This is a genomic window from Ensifer adhaerens (assembly GCF_028993555.1).
In the GTDB taxonomy this organism is placed as follows: Bacteria; Pseudomonadota; Alphaproteobacteria; order Rhizobiales; family Rhizobiaceae; genus Ensifer; species Ensifer adhaerens_I.
This window is the reverse complement of sequence record NZ_CP118610.1, coordinates 2,225,910-2,244,007: the sequence shown is the minus strand read 5'-3', so window position 1 is coordinate 2,244,007 and position 18,098 is coordinate 2,225,910. Positions and strand designations below refer to the sequence as shown.

The 18,098-nt window shown below is 62.4% G+C and carries 19 protein-coding genes; 4 read left to right on the top strand and 15 right to left on the bottom strand.

From position 1 onward, the window contains the following. Positions 1–106: 106 nt before the first annotated feature. Both PWG15_RS10995 and PWG15_RS10990 read right to left on the bottom strand, forming a co-directional pair. Entirely contained in the window at positions 107–688 is a 582-nt protein-coding gene (locus PWG15_RS10995) for a GNAT family N-acetyltransferase (RefSeq protein WP_275019806.1), read from the bottom strand. Positions 689–868: 180 nt separating this feature from the next. Further along, positions 869–1,300 carry a rhodanese-like domain-containing protein gene (locus PWG15_RS10990; protein ID WP_275019805.1) on the bottom strand — a complete coding sequence of 144 codons (432 nt, stop codon included), beginning with the start codon at positions 1,298–1,300 and terminating at the stop codon, positions 869–871. Positions 1,301–1,398: 98 nt separating this feature from the next. On the opposite strand from PWG15_RS10990, the gene ftrA reads away from it, so the two are divergent. Beyond that, positions 1,399–2,424: a transcriptional regulator FtrA gene (ftrA, locus tag PWG15_RS10985; RefSeq protein ID WP_425536755.1), complete on the top strand. Its 1,026-nt coding sequence runs from the start codon at positions 1,399–1,401 to the stop codon at positions 2,422–2,424. A gap of 22 nt (positions 2,425–2,446) precedes the next feature. Here ftrA and PWG15_RS10980 read toward each other — a convergent pair whose 3' ends face one another. Continuing rightward, complete coding sequence (locus tag PWG15_RS10980; protein ID WP_275019804.1) at positions 2,447–3,430, bottom strand: nucleoside recognition domain-containing protein; 984 nt, start codon at positions 3,428–3,430, stop codon at positions 2,447–2,449. 114 nt (positions 3,431–3,544) lie between these two features. Here PWG15_RS10980 and PWG15_RS10975 point away from each other — a divergent pair, with 114 nt between their 5' ends. Then, a complete protein-coding gene (locus tag PWG15_RS10975) occupies positions 3,545–3,997 on the top strand; it encodes an Lrp/AsnC family transcriptional regulator (RefSeq protein ID WP_275019803.1) in 453 nt (150 codons plus the stop codon). Between the two features lie 70 nt (positions 3,998–4,067). On the opposite strand, the gene PWG15_RS10970 is transcribed toward PWG15_RS10975, so the two are convergent. Both PWG15_RS10970 and PWG15_RS10965 read right to left on the bottom strand, forming a co-directional pair. Further along, positions 4,068–4,571 (bottom strand): NUDIX hydrolase, encoded by a 504-nt coding sequence (locus PWG15_RS10970; RefSeq protein WP_275019802.1) that lies wholly within the window; start codon positions 4,569–4,571, stop codon positions 4,068–4,070. 102 nt (positions 4,572–4,673) lie between these two features. After that, positions 4,674–5,423, bottom strand: coding sequence for an SDR family oxidoreductase (locus PWG15_RS10965; protein WP_275019801.1), 750 nt, complete (start codon positions 5,421–5,423; stop codon positions 4,674–4,676). A gap of 166 nt (positions 5,424–5,589) precedes the next feature. On the opposite strand from PWG15_RS10965, the gene PWG15_RS10960 reads away from it, so the two are divergent. Continuing rightward, positions 5,590–5,997, top strand: coding sequence for a GFA family protein (locus tag PWG15_RS10960; protein WP_275019800.1), 408 nt, complete (start codon positions 5,590–5,592; stop codon positions 5,995–5,997). A 45-nt stretch (positions 5,998–6,042) separates the two neighbouring features. Here the strand turns inward: PWG15_RS10960 and PWG15_RS10955 are convergent, their stop codons facing one another. After that, positions 6,043–6,936, bottom strand: a complete 894-nt coding sequence (locus PWG15_RS10955; protein ID WP_275019799.1) for a LysR family transcriptional regulator — start codon at positions 6,934–6,936, stop codon at positions 6,043–6,045. 104 nt (positions 6,937–7,040) lie between these two features. On the opposite strand from PWG15_RS10955, the gene PWG15_RS10950 reads away from it, so the two are divergent. Next, complete coding sequence (locus tag PWG15_RS10950) at positions 7,041–7,256, top strand: YjiS-like domain-containing protein (protein ID WP_275019798.1); 216 nt, start codon at positions 7,041–7,043, stop codon at positions 7,254–7,256. Between the two features lie 57 nt (positions 7,257–7,313). Here the strand turns inward: PWG15_RS10950 and PWG15_RS10945 are convergent, their stop codons facing one another. From PWG15_RS10945 to PWG15_RS10905, 9 genes are all read right to left on the bottom strand, one after another. Further along, a complete protein-coding gene (locus PWG15_RS10945; protein WP_275019796.1) occupies positions 7,314–7,895 on the bottom strand; it encodes a nucleotidyltransferase family protein in 582 nt (193 codons plus the stop codon). 61 nt (positions 7,896–7,956) lie between these two features. Next, positions 7,957–8,682, bottom strand: a complete 726-nt coding sequence (locus tag PWG15_RS10940) for a Type 1 glutamine amidotransferase-like domain-containing protein (RefSeq protein WP_275019795.1) — start codon at positions 8,680–8,682, stop codon at positions 7,957–7,959. Positions 8,683–8,698: 16 nt separating this feature from the next. Further along, positions 8,699–9,097 (bottom strand): hypothetical protein, encoded by a 399-nt coding sequence (locus tag PWG15_RS10935; protein WP_275019794.1) that lies wholly within the window; start codon positions 9,095–9,097, stop codon positions 8,699–8,701. 177 nt (positions 9,098–9,274) lie between these two features. Beyond that, positions 9,275–9,700 (bottom strand): hypothetical protein, encoded by a 426-nt coding sequence (locus PWG15_RS10930; RefSeq protein ID WP_275019793.1) that lies wholly within the window; start codon positions 9,698–9,700, stop codon positions 9,275–9,277. Between the two features lie 540 nt (positions 9,701–10,240). Beyond that, positions 10,241–11,359 (bottom strand): IS110 family RNA-guided transposase, encoded by a 1,119-nt coding sequence (locus tag PWG15_RS10925; protein WP_275019792.1) that lies wholly within the window; start codon positions 11,357–11,359, stop codon positions 10,241–10,243. A gap of 106 nt (positions 11,360–11,465) precedes the next feature. Next, entirely contained in the window at positions 11,466–11,888 is a 423-nt protein-coding gene (locus tag PWG15_RS10920; protein WP_275019791.1) for a hypothetical protein, read from the bottom strand. A gap of 91 nt (positions 11,889–11,979) precedes the next feature. Continuing rightward, positions 11,980–13,923 (bottom strand): MacB family efflux pump subunit, encoded by a 1,944-nt coding sequence (locus PWG15_RS10915; RefSeq protein WP_275019790.1) that lies wholly within the window; start codon positions 13,921–13,923, stop codon positions 11,980–11,982. Positions 13,924–13,931: 8 nt separating this feature from the next. Beyond that, the gene (locus PWG15_RS10910; protein WP_275019789.1) at positions 13,932–15,281 is read right to left on the bottom strand and encodes an efflux RND transporter periplasmic adaptor subunit; all 1,350 of its coding nucleotides are present in this window, start codon (positions 15,279–15,281) and stop codon (positions 13,932–13,934) included. A gap of 213 nt (positions 15,282–15,494) precedes the next feature. Continuing rightward, positions 15,495–17,810: a rhodanese-like domain-containing protein gene (locus tag PWG15_RS10905; protein ID WP_275019788.1), complete on the bottom strand. Its 2,316-nt coding sequence runs from the start codon at positions 17,808–17,810 to the stop codon at positions 15,495–15,497. Positions 17,811–18,098: the final 288 nt, after the last annotated feature.

Here is an 18,098-nt window from a genome sequence, read left to right as displayed (position 1 = left end):
TCTTCCGGGGATTGTATGTTTGCGGTGTGCAATTACAGGTACAGTTTGGCAAATGCGGGGAATGAAATCAATTGAATTTAAGGGGCATTTGAGTAGTCAATTCGAGCTAGGCAAGGTCACGCGATGGCCTGCCCAGGCGGGTTACAAAGGCTTTTCCGGGGTTAGATGCCACTTTTTCGTCCCCTGGCCAGGCTGACATCTCGTTCTCGCAGCCATCTGCCGCGATCTCCACTGGCATCGTCCAGGGCTCCCAGATCGCATCGTGGCTGCCGCCTTCGCGTCGGTAAAAGCGCTTGGCGGCGTCGTTGGTCGCAAGCACAGTCCAGTTGATACGCGGCGCACCGATCATGGCGGCGTGGCGCTTCAAGGCTGCGATCAATGCGGCGCCTGCGCCGGCGGAACGTGCTGTTTCATCGACGAAAAGTTCCTTCAGCACCAGCGTCGGCTTCAGGTCGTAGGTCCACGGGATGACATAGTGTACGGCGATGCCGACCGCACGACCGCCGAGATCGGCGACCAGCACGCCGAAGCGCGGGTTATCGCCAAGCCCGTGCTCGATAAGATCCGATTCGGTCACGAAAAATTTCTCGATGTAACCTTCGAAGATTGCAAGGCCACGCATCAGCCTCAGCACATCGGTCACGTCGCGGCGCTCGAAGGCGCGGACGGTGAGGGGTGATGCATTCATCTCGACACCTCGTGCAAAGGGGTGACCTGTCAGGCGTGGGTTACTGAAGGCCGGCGGAGACGCCGGCCTTGCTGCGGATATCTTGGACCGCACTTCATTTTGGGACAAATATCCCGCGGTTCAAAGTGCTGTGGCGACCTTGATTAGAGCCAAGGCGCCGCGGTGCGCGCCGACCGGCGCTCAAGCGGCGAGCAGGGTCTGCGCTTCACCGGGCGCCGCGCCAGTGGCGAAGGCGAAGCCTTCGTCTTCCCAGCCGGTGATGCCGCCGATCATGATCTTCACGGGGCGGCCGAGGCGGGCGAGCTTGAGCGCCGCCTGGTCGGCGCCGTTGCAATGCGGGCCGGCGCAGTAGGGGACGAAGAGCGTATCTTCAGGCCACTCGGCCATGCGCTCGGCGCTGATCTCGCGGTGGGGCAGGTGGATCGCACCCGGCACATGGCGGCGGGCATAGGCGGTGTCCGAGCCGACCACATGCAGAAGCACGAAATCCTGCTCCCCGCTCTTCAGCGCATGGGCGACGTCGGCGCAATCGGTTTCGACGCTCAGGCGCTTGGCGAAGTGGGCGATGGCGATCTCGGGGAAAGCGGCGGGGGTTTCGGTGACATAGCTCATCGGGAATCTCCTCGGGTTCGTGCGGGTTGACGAGGAGATGTGTAGCAGCGCTTCGCGGGGGCTGGCAGTTGGCAATATTGCCATATATCCTCAAGATCATGCCAAAGTCATCATCCGCTGCCAATCCGCTTGAAAACCCACTCGTCGTGGCGCTCGCCTATGACGGGCTCTGCACCTTCGAGTTCGGCGTTGCCGTCGAGATGTTCGGCCTGCCGCGGCCGGAAATGGGCGAGGGGTGGTATCGCTTCGCCGTCGCCTCTGTGGATCCCGGGGAGTTGAGGGCGACCGGCGGCGTGCGGTTCGTCGCCGATGGTGGCATCGAGCTTTTGGGGCAGGCCGGGACGATCATCGTGCCCGGCTGGCGCGGCGCCGACCAGCCGGTGCCCGAAGCGGTTTGCGAGGCTTTGCGGGATGCTCATGCGCGCGGTGCGCGCGTGCTTTCCATCTGCTCTGGCGTCTTCGTGCTGGCGGCGGCAGGCCTGCTTTCGGGCCTGAGGGCGACGACCCACTGGCGCTATACCGACAAGCTGAAGGCACTCTACCCTGACATCGAGGTGGTGCCCGATGTGCTCTATGTCGATAGTGGGCAGGTGCTGACCTCGGCGGGCAGTGCCGCCGGCATCGATCTCTGCCTGCATCTCATCCGCCGCGATTTCGGCAGCGAGGCGGCCAATCGTGTCGCCCGCCGCCTCGTGGTGCCGCCGCACCGCGATGGCGGCCAGGCGCAGTTCATCGAGCGGGCGGTACCGGATGTGCATGAAAGCGCACGGCTGGGGCCTTTACTCGACCGGATGCGCGAACGGCTGGGCGAGGACTTTTCGATCGCGGCATTGGCAAAAGCTGCCGGCATGAGCGAGCGCACCTTCATGCGCCGCTTCGAGGCAGCGACCGGCACGACGCCGGCGCGCTGGCTGCTGTCCGAGCGGCTTTCGCGCGCCCGGCAATTGCTGGAGGAAACCGCGCTCGGCATGGAGCAGGTGGCCGAAGCTTCGGGCTTCGGCTCGACCCAGACGCTGCGCCACCATTTCCGCCAGCAGCTTTCGACCACACCCGCCGCCTACCGCGCCGCCTTCGGGCGGATGGGGGCGTCCACAAACGTGGCTGCTGAGGTCGCCGCGGAGTAGCCGGGCGACCTCGCGCTGACCGCTACGCCTCCGACAGCGCAGGCTCGGCGCCTTCCTTGCGGAAGAAGGAGCGAAAGAACACGGCGTCCGGTGCCGAGACGACGACCCGGGCGACGATGGCCGTTGCCACGATGGCAAAGACGAGGCGGCCGAAGAAGACGCTGGTGAAATCCGCTCCGAGCGCGACGACGACCAGCGTGTCCTCGATCAGGCTATGGCCGAAGCCCATGAAGACGCAGGCGAGGAACACCTGGCGCGGCTCGACATTGGCTTCGCGTGCCTCGCGGATCAAAAGCGCGCCGCCATAGGAGATGCCAAGCAGCACGCCGACGGCGGCAAAGGGCACGGTTTCCGTCTTTACACCGGCAAGCCGGAAGAGTGGTGCCATGCCCCGGTTCAGCCAGCTGAGAATACCGATGAGCTTCAGGATCTCGATCGTCCAGCTTAAGGCGAGCAGCACGACGAGCATGGTGGCGAGTGTCTTCAGCGTGCTGAAAGCGAAGGCGAGCCAACCGGTGCCCTCATTGACCGGTATCCAGGCTGGGGCGAGCGGTGTGGCAAGCCATCCCGTGAAGGCGAAGGTCTGGTGCAGCAGGGCGGCAAAGACCAGGCCGCCGCCGATCCGGATCGCGGCCGTGACGAGGAAGCCCGGGCCTGCCTTCTGGATGATGCGCTGCTCGATCGGGATGGCGTGTGCCACCAGCATCAGCGCCGAAAACACCGTCATGTCGGCGGTCGTCAGTTCCGAGACCGGCACCAGCGCAAAGACCACGACCACCGCGCCCCAGATGCCGACGAGCAGGCCGGTAAGCCAGGCAAAAGCAAGCTCGGGCGGCAGCCCGACGACGGTCATCAGCGGTTCGAAGGCGGGTGCGACCGCGCGGATGACGCCGAGCTCCTGCAGCACATGGGTGACGATGGTGACGGGAACGATGATGCGAACCAGATCCCAGTAGACTTCGAGGGTGGCGAGCGTCTTGCGGTAGAGGATGATCAGAACGGTCATGGCGGTCTCTCCTTGGGGTGTTGTCCAAGGACTAGCGCGAGGCCATTCGCAGTTGTGGTCAAAATATGCACTTCTTTGCAATAAAATTGCATAAGGGTCGCAATGGGGGTGGGCATGGACAAGATCGACAGGAAACTTCTGAGGCTCCTGCAGGCGGATGCCTCGCGCACCAATGCCGAGCTTGCGGCCGAAGTCGGCCTTTCGCCGTCAAGCTGCCTGCGCCGGATCAGGCGGCTGCATGAGGCCGGCGTGATCGACCGGATCGTGGCGGTGCTCAATCCCGCCAAGGCGGGTCGCACCATGAAGGCGATTATCACGGTCGAGCTCGAGCGCCATGGCGAGCAATATATCCGCCGCTTCCTCGACATGGCGATAAAAGAGCCGGCCGTGGTCCAGGCCTATAGCGTCAGCGGCGAGACCGACGCGATGTTGATGCTGCGACTGAAGGACATGGACGAACTGGATGCGCTGACCGAGCGGCTTTTCAAGGAAGAGAGCAATGTCGCGCGCTACTACACGGCGTTCGTCATCCGCACCGGCAAGGAGACGACGGAGATCCCGGTCTAGAGGCGGTCGCCACGGCGACGACCCGAAGCGGCAGGCGCTGGCGTGCCTGCCGCTGGCGCCGGAATCCGAATCAAATGTTTTCCACCAGATAGTCGCGCAATCTGCTCTTCAAACTCTCGACGACGTCCGGGTGGTCCAGGAAGTCAGCGATCGACATCATTGCCCACTGCTGGCCTTCGTCGCCAAACCTTATGGGCCCGAAGCCATCTTCGAGCTTTCCGACGAGGAAGTAACTTCCAGGAACGGTTGTAATCAGCGCTGGATAATATCGCGTCCACACGATCCACTCTGGATCGATTGCGATATCGAACTCCTCGCGGGTCTCCCTGATCGCGCACTCAACCGGGCTTTCATCGTCTTCCCGGCCACCACCAGGCAGATCCCACATGCCGGGAAAGGGGATGTCCGGTTTGTGATCGCGCTGATAGGCGAGCAATTGCCCCTGAAAGAGCAATGCGATTTTTGCGCCCTTGAAAGGGATGAAGGCCATTTGCAAAACCCTGCCTTTGCCGACTGAAGCTCGACTCTCGTCGGCGATGAAGCCTGACGTTTGCAAAGGCTGAAGATCAGGCAATTTGGCAATGCTCGCAATGATTGTTTCTGGCGCGACAGGGCCCCTTCGTTGGTTGACCGGGGGCCGCAATTGGAGAACTGCCCCCGGCGTTCGCGCTGCCCCTCACTTCACCGCGGCATTGCCGCCATCGGCAAAGAGTGCTGCCCCCGACACGAAGCTTGCCATCGGGCTCGATAGGAAAAGGGCGGCCTGGGCGATCTCTTCCGGCTGAGCGATGCGCTTCATCGCGTGCAGGCCGGCGGCCCATTCCTTGTTCTCCTTGCTACCGCCGGCCGGCGTATCGACGCCGCCCGGAAGGAGCGCGTTGGCGCGGATGCCCATGGCGCCATAGTCGGCGGTAATGCCCTTCACCAGCCCCATCAGACCGGCCTTCGGGGCGCCATAGGCGGCCATGCCGGGAATGCCGACGCTGGTGCCGACGAAGGTGGAGGTAAAGACCAGCGCGCCGCCGCCGCGGGTAAGCATGGCCGGGATCTGGTGACGGGCGCCGAGGAAGGCGGAGGTGAGGTTGGTGGCAAGCGATTGCTGCCATTCGACAGCGGTGATCTCGGCGACCGGCTTCATGGCGTGTACGGCGCCGGCATTGTTGACGGCGACATCGAGGCCACCGAAGCGGCTGACGGCCGTTTCCACCAGCCGGACATGGGTCTCCTCCGCGGTGACGTCGCCGCTGACGGCGATCGCTTCGCCGCCCTTGCCACGGATCGCCTCGACGACGGCTTGAAGCGGCGCTTCGCTGCGGGCGTTGAGAACCACCTTGGCGCCTTCGGCGGCAAACAGTTCGGCGATTGCGCGACCGATACCGGACGAGGCACCGGTGACGATTGCGATCTTGTTTTCAAGCATGGACATGGACTGGGCTCCTCTTAGGTTGAGGCGCCTTGAGTATTGCCGAGAAACGCGAGCGCCCACCCGATTTCCGCCTACTCGATCTCGCAAGCCGGTTGAGGGGCGACGATTTTCAATCAGCGGGGCCGGTGGCATAGTCGCGGCTGACAAGGAGGGCGGGGAGAGGCGGATGCTGAAGACATACAAGGGGAGCTGTCACTGCGGTGCGGTGCGCATCGAGGCGGACCTCGACATCAGTGCCGGCACGGAAAAGTGCAATTGCACGATCTGCGTGAAGATGCGGCTCTGGTGCGTGGCGATCCGGCCCGAAGCCTTTCGCCTGGTCGCGGGCGAGGACGCGCTGACGGATTATCGCGGTCGCAACCCGGTCGCGCATCACTTCTTCTGCAGCCAGTGCGGCGTCAGGCCATTCGAGCGGATCGACGCGCCCAACATGACCAACCACACCTACTACAACATCAACGTCGCCTGCCTCGACGACGTCGATATCGACGAGCTGATGGCCGCGCCGGTGACCTATTGCGACGGGCTCAACGACAACTGGGGTGAGACGCCAGCTGAGGTGCGGCATCTCTAACCCCTGCCGGGAGCACCCCCGCGCCCTTTCAAGGCGTTGGCTTCTTTAGTCTTCATCCAGATTCGCCAGCGTCCTCAAGGCGGAGAGCGTCTCGCGCAGCGCGCGATCGAGCCGCTTGTCGCGGCGAAGCACGAGGGCGGAACGGCGGGCGAACGGCGGCGACACCTGCCGCACCTCCAGCCGCTCGCGATCCCCGGCGCGAAGCGCGATCTCGGGCACGAGGGCTGCACCAAGGCCGGCGGCGACCATTTCCTTGATCGCATCGACGCTGCCGAACGACATGAGCGGCCTGACGTCGGCGCCGCCCGATAGCAGCCAATCATCGGTGATCCGGCGGGTGTTGGCGCCGGGTTCGTAAAAGATCATCGGATGTTTCGCCAGGGTTTGTGCGGTCACGCTTTCGGGCAGTTCGGTTCCCAATGGGGCGATCGCGACGAAGCGCTCGTCAAAGAGCGGCTCGATGTCGAAAATACGGCCGGTCACGGGAAGGGTGACGAGGCCGATATCGAGCAGGTTGTCGTCGACGGCGCGGACGATGTCGGCGCTGTTGCCCGTTGTCACGGTAATGTCGAGGTCGGGAAAGCGGCGCTTGAGATCGGCCAGAAGCGGCGGCAGCAAGAAGGCGCATGGGGTGGCGCCGGTGCCGAGTCGCACGCGGCCGAGAACGCCCTTGGCGTGGCGCGCCACCGCTTCGACCGCCTGGTTCGTCGCGGCCTCGATGCGGCCGGCATGCTGAAGCAATTCTTCGCCTGCCGCACTCGGCCTTGCGGTGCGGCCGACGCGCTCGACCAGGCGCACGCCGAGCTGTTTTTCGAGCGCACGCACCTGCAGGCTGATCGCCGGCTGGGTGAGCCCCAGACGTTCGGCGGCGGCCGAGAAGCTGCCGAGTTCGGCCACCAGCGCGAAGGTCTTGAGATAGTCGAGATCGAGTGTGCTCATATCAAAGTTTCTCTTATGCTTTGAATATGAATGCTAAGCTTCTTTTATGAAATGTCGAGGCGCAGACTGTGGGCATGGTTGGAAACAGAACAGGGATGTTCGACATGTTCAGGGAAATCGGGCTCTATCTCGTCGCCTCGCCGCGGTCGCGGTATCGGCAATTGCAGCAACTGCGTGAGCTCAATGCGGAGCGTCTCGCCGACGTCGGCATCTCCGAGGGCGAAGCGTTTTTCGGGCGGCGCAAGGTTGCGCGGGCGCCGCTGCTGGCAGATGCGAGGGTAACGCGCCATGCCGAAGCCGCGCGGGCAGGGGCGATGTAGGGTTCGGGCAATCGCCTGCCGTCCGGTGAGCCAATGCTGCCGGCTGACAGCCTTGATTTAGTTCGGCTGTTGATCCCAGCTCACGATCTGCAACTGAGGCCAAAGGGCGCTCCATCGATCCGTCTTCCGTTCGTATATCTCGCGTGTAATCTGCTTTTTGTTGGCGCGCACGATGGCTGCCAGCAGGTCATCCAGCCCGAAGGGCGCATACACATCGAGACCTTTAGATGACGGGCGGATGCCGACGGCTGTTGCCGTAGTTGGGAACGTGGCGATGGCCTCTTCGCTCGAACCGTAGGGTTCAAGCGGCGCGCCGAATTTCTCCTCGTACCAGAGATGCACGCGCGCCTCGTTCTTGACGTCGATTGCGACAGGCAAATCGCCAAACAGGCCTCTGATCCGCGTCGCATGCCCTGCCTCCGTTTCTGCGGAGAGGTCATCACTATCGAAATAAGCGATATCGATGTCGCCGATCCCATGTGCGGCAGGCAAGCCGAACGCATGGTTCCAGACGGTTTGCGCGATCGCGCCAGCTACCAGGAAGGCGTTGGGCAGGGCAATCCGGCCCCAATGATCGAGGATCGGAGACAGGAGCAGGCTCTTCTGGAGGATAGTCTGCAATTCTGCGCGCTGCCTCATCGCATGGTGCTTTCGAGGTTGGGATGCGGCCTGGGGGCGTGCAGCGTCATCTGCGCCGCCGTCACATCTGCACGATTGAAAAACCGTCGAGCTCGATCTCGTACGGCGTCGTTACGGCTCCGCCCGAAAGCCAGACTGGGTTTCCCAGGCATTCAATCCGGCTGCCCGTGACGACGACACCGTCGCTGTCGTTGCAGGCAAGGATCGGGCTCGTCGTCTGGGTGCTGTAGCGCATGAGCGCGGGCAAGTAGCTCTCTTCGTCGCTCAGATGTGGGAAGAACTCGAAGGGCAGCAGATCGAGCGCATCGCCGTCGGTGATCTCCTCCGGCTTCAGGCCGATGAAGGGCGCATCGGTTGCTATCGTCGGCCCCATCAGGATGGAGCCGGCGCTGACGCCGATCAGCACGCTGCCGGAGAGCGCGAAGTCGCGCAGCGGTGCGAGCATGCCGCTGCACTTCAGCCGCTCGAGAAAGCTGCCGGTATGGCCGCCTGACAGGTGAATGGCGGCGCATGCAAAGAGCGCGGCGATATCGTCTTCCGACTGCGGCCGGTCGAGATCGAAGAACAGCGCGAGGTCGAGGCCGTATCGGCCGTAATAGGACCGGGCGGCCAGGTAGAAGCTGCGGTCCGGCTCCGGGCCAGAGGCGATATAGGCGATGCGATTGCCCGCGTCGCGCTCTCTCAGCAACTCCACGAGCCTCAAGTCGATCGCCGAACAGTCGGGGTGGATCTGGTCGCTGTAGAGGATGAGGTTGAGCATGACTTCCCTGTGGCGGTGGACGGGCATGGCCCGCTTCGCTGCTCTAACCGGCGCTGGCCGTTGTGCGGCGACCATAACGCCAGATGCCGAGCCAGCTGAAGTAGTTGACGAGAAGCGACAGCGAAAGCCAGAGCAGGCTGATGAGATCGTCGCCCCTTTCGAACTGAGCGACAAATCGCACGACGCCGATCACCGACAGGCCACCGAGAAGGATGCCCAGAAGCCAGCTGTAGGGCCGCCAGAGACCGAAGGCAGGGACGTGCAGGTTGAAGGCATAGGCGACGAGGCCGATTGCCGTCAGCGTCGCCATGGCTGTGCTCACGCCGCCAAGGATCTTGGCGGCCAACGCCATCTCTTCCCAGGCGCCCAACATGAGGGTTGCGGCGATGACCAGGCCGAAAGCCAAGCCGAACACATAAAGAATCGCAAAGGCCTTCCACATCGCGAATCGTCTCCCAGGGTGCAGAGGCTGCCATCTTGGGGTGGCGGCAGGCAGCTTGTCCATTACACGGCGCGCCGCATCACCGACCGCGCCAGGCGCTGGGATCGCCTCCTTTCCGCCGGCAGGGGTCTCTCTGTATGGTGGCCCGGATGGGCCTTTCCCGCAGGCGGCCTGCTGCTAGCTCATGACGGCGGATTGCTGTCTCAGACGGCCAGCATAGCGCCAGACACCCAACCAGCCGAAGTAGTTGAGCAGAAGCACGACCAGCAAACCAAGGAACCCCGAAAGCAGGCTTTCGTCTGCGGGTTGAGGTGCTACGAAGAGCGCAACGAAGTCCCAGCCCTCGGCGAGTGATGTGTAGAGAAACCAGCCGGCGATCAGCCAGCTGAATGGCCGCCACAGTGAAAAGGGAGGGATCTTCAGGTCGAAGGCATAGGCAAAGAGGCCTATCGTGACCGCAAATTCCACCAACAGGCCTACATGGAGCAGCCCGCGGTCGGCCGACGACAGCTGGCGTGCGATTTCAGGTGGCAGGCTGACAAAGGCCAATGACGGAAGAAAAATGAAAATCAGCCCGTATAGAACGGCAAACGCCTTCCACATCGCGACGCGCGCCTCCGATTGACAGGGCTCTACCCGCTCTCTGGGGCAGCGAGATCTTGCCGGGAGATGCGCTGCACCCCGTGTCAGTTCCTGACAAGCCCATCTCTCTTATGTTCGTATGCAAGCTCTTTGGTCATGACTTTTCCTTCCGGCTTTGACGACGAAAGCACATGCGTGAAGCTGTTGAACAAAGGAGGAGACAGGGCATTTTGACGACGGCTGGCATACTCTTATGTTCGTATGCAAGCTCTTTGGTCATGACTTTTCCTTCCGGCTTTGACGACGAAAGCACATGCGTGAAGCTGTTGAACAAAGGAGGAGACAGGGCATTTTGACGACGGCTGGCATACTCTTATGCGCGGGCTGGGTACCGCATTTCCGTGTGTTCGTCTGGAGCTGCCTCTATCTAACGTCGGGCATGGATTTTATCCGCCACATAGAGATGACGAGGGTTCCCCACCGGAACCCTGTCTCCATCTTTGTTCAACTGCAGATGTTTCGCTTCTCACTGTTTGTCGCGCTTTGCACCGACGATAGGCTTTAGATTTTTGCTGTGGGAGCGACCTCCTGTCCAATCGCCCAAAGAAAAGCTGCCATCTCCCGGGCAATGGCGGTAACCGCGACGACCTTCGGCTTGCCTGCTGCCATCAGCTTGCGATAGCGCGCGCAAAGCCGCACTTGGCCTTGCCAGGCAATTTCTCGAACGGTCCTTGGTAATCCGTCAAGCCGCGCTTGGATCGTCGGGCTTACACGTGCAGGGAAGCGATATGTCCAGGCGCCTTCTATGAGGACCCGACGCACCCTTGTGTTGCCTGCCTTGGTGATCCCACCACGCTTGACCCGTTCGCCCGTCGAGCTTTCCGACGGCACAAGACCAAGATACGCCATTAACTGACGGGGATTATCAAAGCGCCTGACATCGCCGATTTCGACGACAAAGGTGACCGCCGTCATGAATGCAACGCCGCGCATCGCTTGGTAGGCGGCCACAACCGGGGCCATCGACCAGGATGCCGCGGTCTCCACCACCAGCTGGGTCAGCCGGTCCAGACGGACGCTGGCATCCTCGATGGCCTGGCAATATTCCGCCAACAGGATGTGGTGGGCGGGATGATCGAAGGCCTGGCGCGTCAGCCAACTTATATGGGCGCGCGTCCATGGTTTGCGGCCGGTATAGATCCGGCCATGACGCAACAAGAAAGACTGAAGTTGCTGGCGCGCCTGTTTCAGCGCATCGCTGGCTGCCTCGCGAGCCCGCACCAGGTCGCGGATCGCCTCATGAGCTTCATCTGGAACCCAGACCGCGGTCAGCTCGCCCGCGCGGTGCAAGCGCGCCAGGCTGACAGCATCCCGGCGGTTGGTCTTCACCCGGTCGCCCGCTCGCTTGGGCACCAGCGACGGTGCCACCACCACGCAGTCATGCCCCAGCTCGACAATTTGACGGTAAAGGCCGTAACCCGTGGGACCAGCCTCATAGCAGAAGTGAAGCTTGGCTCCGCGCTTGGATAGCTTGTTGACCAGCGATTCCACAGACGCCGGTTCGGAAGAGATGTCGCCTAAAAACCGGACCTCGCCGTTGCGTTCTCCTTCCGCAATGGCCACTGAAAGCTTCAACTTGGACGTATCCAAGCCGATGAAAATTACGCTATCGTCTTTCATGGTTCGCCCTCGCTTAAGCGTGGGGCTCGGCTCCGGCCTATCCAGAGCAACCCCCGAATTCAGCTTATCGTGGGGGCGGGCCACCTTCAGCCCACGAACATACGGTCTAGCCCGCTGGTGCCGGTTGCTGCGCCATACGCTGCCCATGGCGCCAGACGCCGAGCCAGCTGAAATAATTGAGGGCGAGGCCGAGCACCAGCCAGATGAGGTTCGTGACGCCAACGTCGCTTCCAGCCGGGACGGCGGAGTACATCTGTGCGAACCGCACGACGCTGAGCAACGACACCAGCAGCTGATAGACCCCGATGATCCAGCTCAGTGGCCGCCAGAGCCCATAGGGCGGGGCATTCAGCTTGAAGGCGTAGGCGACGAGCCCGACGGCGGTCAACAACACCATCACGAAGGCTACGGAGGCAAGGCTAAGGCCGATGGCCGACGTCCACACTGGACGGGACGCCAGCACGTAGCCGCCGAGCACCGCGCCGAACGTTGCCAACAGGCAGTAAAAAACGGCAAACGCCCTCCACATCGCGAATCATCTCCCTCCGTGCGGTTTCCGCTATCTTGGGTCGTGTCGCGACGCTTGTCTATCGTCTGGCGGGCAGGTGCGTTGCTTTTGCCTAGTCCGCACTCAGCGCCACCGCCGGCTGCAGGCGCGAGGCGTTGCGGGCGGGCAGGAAGCCGAAGGCGAGGCCGGTCATGAAGGCGCAGGCAAAGGCAAGCGCCACCGGGCCGAATGTGAAGGATACGGGCATGCCGAACTGGCCGGCGAGCGCGCCTGTGCCAAGCCCGAGCAGGACGCCGAGCGTGCCGCCGATCAGCGAGACCACCAGCGCCTCGATGATGAACTGTAAGAGGATGTCGCGCTGGCGGGCGCCGGTCGCCATGCGCACGCCGATCTCGCGGGTGCGCTCGCTGACCGAAACGAGCATGATGTTCATCACGCCGATACCGCCGACGAGCAGCGAGATGGCGGCGACCGAGCCCAGGAACAGCTTCATCGTGTTCGAGGTCTCGGTGAAAGCCTCGCGCACGGAGGACATGTTGGTGATCTGCGTGTCCTGGCGCTTGTGGCGCTGGTCGAGCAGCGCCTGGATCGTCTGCTGGGTGATGTCGATCGCCGAACCGTCCTTCACCTGCACGGTAATGGTGCGCACATTGCGCTGGCCGAAGAGGCGGATGCTGCCGGTGGTCAGCGGCACCACGACGACGTCGTCCTGGTCGTTGCCGAAAGACGTTGCGCCCATTTCCGCCAGCACGCCGATCACCTGGAAGGGGATCTTGTTGACGAGCACATATTGCCCGATCGGGTTGTCGCCGTCGGGAAAGAGCGTCTTTACCACCGTCTGGCCGAGGACTGCGACCGGCGCATAGGTATCCATGTCGTTCTGGTTGATGAACTCGCCCTTGGCCATCTGCCAGGACTTTGCCGTGGTGAACTGCGGCACGGTGCCGTTGGCGGTCGTCTGATAATCGATATTGCCGCGGCGAAGCGTGACGCTGCTCGTCAGTTCCGGAACGGCAAAGGCGACGTTCGGCACTTCCAGAATGGCATCCGCATCGGCTGGAACCAGCGTGACGTTGCTTCCCCCCGCGCTGCCGCGGAAATTCGCCATGCTGGGCCGCACCACGAGCAGGTCCGATCCCATTGAGGAAATGCGGCTGAGCACCGAATCCTGCGCGCCCGTGCCGATCGCCAGCATCGCGACGACCGAGCCGACGCCGATGACGATGCCGAGCAGAGTCAGGATGGTGCGGAAGAGGTTGGCCCTCAGCGCCCGGAACGCCATCTTCACGGCTTCGGTGACGTCGGCGATCGCCGCCGAGCCTTCGCTCACATGGCGGGCAAGGGCGGCCGCCCCTTCGGCGTTGACGCGGGCCTTCTTGGCGCGGTCGGCGACGATGCGGCCATCATGGATCTCGATCAGCCGGTCGGCCTGTTCGGCGACCTCGCGCGAGTGGGTGATGACGATGACCGTGTGGCCCTGTTCGTTCATGTCGCGAAGCAGCGCCATCACGTCCGAGCCGCTCTGGCTGTCGAGGGCGCCGGTCGGTTCGTCGGCAAGGATCACCCGGCCTCCGTTCATCAGCGCCCGGGCAATGGAGACGCGCTGCTGCTGGCCGCCGGAGAGCTGGTTCGGCCGATGGTCGAGGCGTTCGCCGAGCTTCAGCGCTTCGAGCAGCGCCTCGGCGCGGTCGTGCCGGTCGCGGGCCGACATGCCGGCATAGACGGCCGGGACTTCGACATTTTCCTTGGCGCTCGCCGTCGGGATGAGGTTGTAGCTCTGGAAGACGAAACCGAAGGTGCGGCGTCGCAGTGCCGCCAGGTCATCGGTATCCAGAGCCGCGACGCTTTCGCCATCGATCAGATAATCGCCGCCGGTCGGCTGGTCCAGGCAGCCGAGAATGTTCATCAGCGTCGACTTGCCGGAGCCGGACTGGCCGACGATCGCCACGAACTCGCCCGCCTCGATATCGAGCGAGAGGCCATGCAGGACCTCGACGGCGAGATCGCCGTTGAAATAGGTCTTGCTGACGTGCTTGAGCGAGATGAGCGGGGACATGGCCAACCTCAGAACATCGGCGGCATGCGCATGCCGCGCTGGCTGCGGCCGTCACGGGCGTTGCTGCTGCTGCCGGAGCCGGTGCTGACGACGACCTTCTCGCCTTCTGCGAGGCCGCTTCTGATTTCGGCGCTGACGCGGTTGCGGATACCCACTTCGACGTCACGCTTTTCGAGCGCGCCTGCAGCGGTGACGACGGTGACCTCAGCCTTGCGGCCTTCGCCCGGTGCGCCGCCTGCCTGGCCACTGCCCTGGCCGTTACGTCGGCTGCTGCCCTGGCCGGTCGCTTCACCATTACCCTTGGCCGGGTGGCTGAGCGCAGCGCTCGGGACGATCAGCACGTCCTTGGCGGCAGCCTGCACGAAGAACACCTGCGCGCTCATCGACATCATCAGCTCACCTTCGGGATTGGGCACGTCGAAGAGGGCGTAATAGAGCACGACGTTGTTGGCGGTGTCGGGCATCGGCTGGATCTGGCGGAGCTTGCCGACGAAGCGCTTGCCCGGCTGGCCGAGCAGAGTGAAATAGGCATCCATGCCGACCTTCAGCCGGGTCACGTCGGCTTCCGAAACCTGTGCCTTCACCGTCATGACAGAGAGATCGGCGATGGTGACGATGGTCGGGGTCGTCTGGTTGGCGTTCAGCGTCTGGCCTTCCTTCGCCGGGTTGGCGACGATGGTGCCGGTCATCGGCGCATAGATCTTGGTGTAGCCGAGATCGACCTTGTCGCCGGCAAGCGTCGCCTGCTGCTTGCGGATCTGCGCCTCGATGGCGTTGACGTCGGCTTCGGCCGCGGCGAGATCGGCGATCGCCTGGTCGAGCGTCGATTGCGCCACGCTCTTGGTTTCGACGAGGTTGCGCTGGCGGTCGATATTGGCCTGCTTCAGAACCAGCTGTGCCTTCTTGGAGATGAGTTGTGCCTGGAGGTTGGCAAGCTCCGCCTGGTCGATCTCGATGCGGTTCTCGATGGTTGCCGGGTCGATCTCGGCGATCAGCTGATCTTGAGTGACCTTGTCGCCGATCTCGACATGCAGCGCCTTCAACTGGCCGGAGACCTGGGCGCCGGCATCGACGGATTTGACCGCATCGAGCGTGCCGACGGCGGTGACGGCGTTTTCGATGTCGCCGCGGGCGACGACGTCGGTCACCATCGCAGCCGTTGCCGGCTCCTCTCCATAGCGCACCCAGCCGTAGTAGCCGGCACCGGCAACGGCGAGAACGACCGGCAGCCAAAGCCAGGACCGGCTCCGGCGCTTGCGCTTCACCGGCTTGATCGCGCCGGGAATGAAGGTGACGTTGGGGGCCGTCTCGTCGCGCGGCGCCGTTTCGGCCCGGGCCGTCTTCATTGTCTTGTTCATCGCTTCGCCCTATCCGGCATCGCGGATGCCATATCGATAGGTCAAAAATAGAAGCGAATGACCCCGACGAAAAGCATTGAGATCATTATATTTTCGTAATGTGTCCAGGGCCGGCGAGGGGAGTGTGCTGCGGCGGCGCCCGCACGAACGCAAGGCCAAGCGGAACACACGCCGCCCCAAATGCTACGCTATGCGATCCGGGTCGGTACCTGCCTAATGTGCCGGGGTGGTCTCTACGGGGTAGTGCGCGTCCTCCCAGGCAGGGAAACCGCCGGCAAAATGATAAACATTCTCGAATCCCCAGACCAAAGCTTTGGCCGATGCGTAGGCGGAATCTCCACAATACTTACCATGGCAAGAGAAGATGACTTCCTCATCCTTGCTCACGGCTTTCGAGAGCGTGTCTTTCGCCAAAACTTCGACAACCGACAGGTTGATAGCGCCGGGCGCATGCCCGCGATTGAAGCTCAGAGTGGTGCGCACATCAACGAACTTGACGCCGCGATCGTGCAGTCGCTTGGCCGTCGGGGCGTCTATTTTCGTGGTTCCCTTGACGTTGTATTCCCCGTTGCTCTTGTTCATCAGGCGGGCGTATTCGTCATACGAAATATCCGTGCCGGCTCCCTCCGGCACTCCCGCCTTGCGCAACCCTTCCTGCAGGCGCTCACGATAGGTCCTGTCGTAATTGAAGATGTCGCCGTACCAGTACCATCCCAACTCCTGAACCGTGAGTGGCGAGAAGCCAGCGGGAACAACGAGCGCGTTGTATTTTTCGATGTTTTCCTGAACGCCATCAGTCTGTCCGAGGTGGCCGAGACTTGACACCAGCGTGGCGTAGTCTTCGGCCACGTCGGATTGCCAGGTCACCAGGCGTTCGAGGCTCTTCACCCCGTCCGCATATTTCTCCTGGTGGAACTGTGAAATCGCAAGAACCCTGAGATAGCTCGGCGGATACTGTGGGTCGACACGCATAGCCTGTTGCACTTCGCGTTCGGCCTCCGGAGCACGGCCCGTGGCGTTCAAAATTCGTGCTTTGCTGATGTGATTTTCGGGATCGTTGGGATCGAGTTCCATCGCATGACTGATTTTGGCAAAGGCTTCCGCATACTGGCCCTGCCTTGCCAGCACCTCAGCGGAGATCGCATAGGCGAGCGAATTGGGCTTCCGCATCGCCAAGGCCAGGTGCTGATCCACACGTTCCATCGCCCTCTGGAAGCCAAGATTGGCGGATTCCCAGTTGGAAACAGCAATTCTCCAATTCGCCGAAGCGAGCGCCGCATGAGCGCGGCTGTAATCGGGGTCAAGCTCGATTGCTTTCTCGAAAAGGGGGATTGCCTTGAGGGTTTCATCCTCGCTGTCGGCACGCAGATGATCCCAGCCCTGCAGAAGAGCGTCGTAAGCCTGCGGGCTGCTCGTCTCCGCCTGCTCGGACTGGGCTCGCTCCACCATTGTGAACTCGACTGCGAGTGCAGACACAATCTCGCCGATGACCTTGTCCTGAAGTGTAAAGATGTCGCTCATCGCGCCGTCATAGCGTTCCGCCCATAGATGATGGCCACCGAGCGCGTCTATGAGCTGTGCGTTGATACGGACCTGGTCGCCCTGGCGACGCACACTGCCTTCCAACACATATCGGACGCCGAGTTCTTCGGCCACCTGCTGCACCTTGGTGGGTTTTCCCTTGTAGGCGAAGGTGGAGTTCCGGGCGATAACGAAGATGGTGGGCAGTTTTGAAAGGTCTGTGATCAAATCTTCGGTTATGCCGTCGGCGAAGTAGACCTGCTCTGGATCGGAACTGAGATTGTCGAACGGCAGGACCGCAATTGACGGCTTGTCAGGTAGGGGAAGTGCCATGCGCGCAATCGATGCCGTTTCCGCACCCGCCTTCCACTGATTTAGCCAAATGGCAAGGAAGGCAGCCAGCAGAACGAGAGCCACTGCCGCGAGCGATCCCCAACTGCGAAGGCGCTGGATTTTGAACTGCGAACGCCTGGTGTTTCCATCGAAGCGCACGCGATAGGTGCGTACGGCGCGCGCGATGTTCTTGACATGCTGTTCGCCGATAAATTCAAGCGGCAGTTCGAGCTTGCCTTGCAAATGATCGAAAGCCGTACCGGATATGAAAACGCCGCCAGACTCACATATCTGCTCCAGGCGCGCGGCAACGTTGACCCCATCGCCCAGCAAATCATCGCCCTCCACGACAACATCGCCGAGATTGACGCCCATGCGGAAGAGAAGGCGCTGTTCGGGCAGGATATCCGCCTGGCGCGCGGCAACCTCTTTTTGCAAGGCCACGGCGCATAGGACAGCATCGACGACAGAGCCGAATTCCATGATCGCGCCATCGCCCATGAGCTTCACTGTGCGGCCGTGATATTCCGCCACCAATGGGTCGAAGACTTCGGAGCGCAACGCCTTCAGCGCGGCAAGCGTACCGGCCTCGTTAGCTTCGATAAGTCGCGAATAACCAACAATGTCGACGGCGAGAATTGCAACCAGCCGCCGCTCAGCATGGTCCTCTCCCATGACCCACCCTCTCAGGCGAGGTGACGAAAGCCACGTTTATCGGCTCATTCGGTGGACGGGAACACCTTTTCCCGCCTTCGCAATTCTACTCCCGTTTCCCTTTTGCGACGAGTGACCAGAGGATCTTTCCGCTTCCGCGCCGGGATGAAGGTGACGGTGGGGGCCGCGCCGTCGCGCGGCGCCGTTTCGGCCCGGACCGTCTTCCTTGTCTTGTTCATCGCTTCGCCCTATCCGGCATCGCGGATGCCGTTTTGGTAGGTCAAAAATAGAATGACCCCGACGAAAGGC

Excerpts from the sequence above, each read along its gene's own strand:
- PWG15_RS10995 (WP_275019806.1), bottom strand. The coding sequence starts at position 688 with ATGAATGCATCACCCCTCACCGTCCGCGCCTTCGAGCGCCGCGACGTG.
- PWG15_RS10990 (WP_275019805.1), bottom strand. The coding sequence starts at position 1,300 with ATGAGCTATGTCACCGAAACCCCCGCCGCTTTCCCCGAGATCGCCATC.
- ftrA (WP_425536755.1), top strand. The coding sequence starts at position 1,399 with ATGCCAAAGTCATCATCCGCTGCCAATCCGCTTGAAAACCCACTCGTC.
- PWG15_RS10980 (WP_275019804.1), bottom strand. The coding sequence starts at position 3,430 with ATGACCGTTCTGATCATCCTCTACCGCAAGACGCTCGCCACCCTCGAA.
- PWG15_RS10975 (WP_275019803.1), top strand. The coding sequence starts at position 3,545 with ATGGACAAGATCGACAGGAAACTTCTGAGGCTCCTGCAGGCGGATGCC.
- PWG15_RS10965 (WP_275019801.1), bottom strand. The coding sequence starts at position 5,423 with ATGTCCATGCTTGAAAACAAGATCGCAATCGTCACCGGTGCCTCGTCC.
- PWG15_RS10960 (WP_275019800.1), top strand. The coding sequence starts at position 5,590 with ATGCTGAAGACATACAAGGGGAGCTGTCACTGCGGTGCGGTGCGCATC.
- PWG15_RS10955 (WP_275019799.1), bottom strand. The coding sequence starts at position 6,936 with ATGAGCACACTCGATCTCGACTATCTCAAGACCTTCGCGCTGGTGGCC.
- PWG15_RS10950 (WP_275019798.1), top strand. The coding sequence starts at position 7,041 with ATGTTCAGGGAAATCGGGCTCTATCTCGTCGCCTCGCCGCGGTCGCGG.
- PWG15_RS10945 (WP_275019796.1), bottom strand. The coding sequence starts at position 7,895 with ATGAGGCAGCGCGCAGAATTGCAGACTATCCTCCAGAAGAGCCTGCTC.
- PWG15_RS10940 (WP_275019795.1), bottom strand. The coding sequence starts at position 8,682 with ATGCCCGTCCACCGCCACAGGGAAGTCATGCTCAACCTCATCCTCTAC.
- PWG15_RS10935 (WP_275019794.1), bottom strand. The coding sequence starts at position 9,097 with ATGTGGAAGGCCTTTGCGATTCTTTATGTGTTCGGCTTGGCTTTCGGC.
- PWG15_RS10930 (WP_275019793.1), bottom strand. The coding sequence starts at position 9,700 with ATGTGGAAGGCGTTTGCCGTTCTATACGGGCTGATTTTCATTTTTCTT.
- PWG15_RS10925 (WP_275019792.1), bottom strand. The coding sequence starts at position 11,359 with ATGAAAGACGATAGCGTAATTTTCATCGGCTTGGATACGTCCAAGTTG.
- PWG15_RS10920 (WP_275019791.1), bottom strand. The coding sequence starts at position 11,888 with ATGTGGAGGGCGTTTGCCGTTTTTTACTGCCTGTTGGCAACGTTCGGC.
- PWG15_RS10915 (WP_275019790.1), bottom strand. The coding sequence starts at position 13,923 with ATGTCCCCGCTCATCTCGCTCAAGCACGTCAGCAAGACCTATTTCAAC.
- PWG15_RS10910 (WP_275019789.1), bottom strand. The coding sequence starts at position 15,281 with ATGAACAAGACAATGAAGACGGCCCGGGCCGAAACGGCGCCGCGCGAC.
- PWG15_RS10905 (WP_275019788.1), bottom strand. The coding sequence starts at position 17,810 with ATGGGAGAGGACCATGCTGAGCGGCGGCTGGTTGCAATTCTCGCCGTC.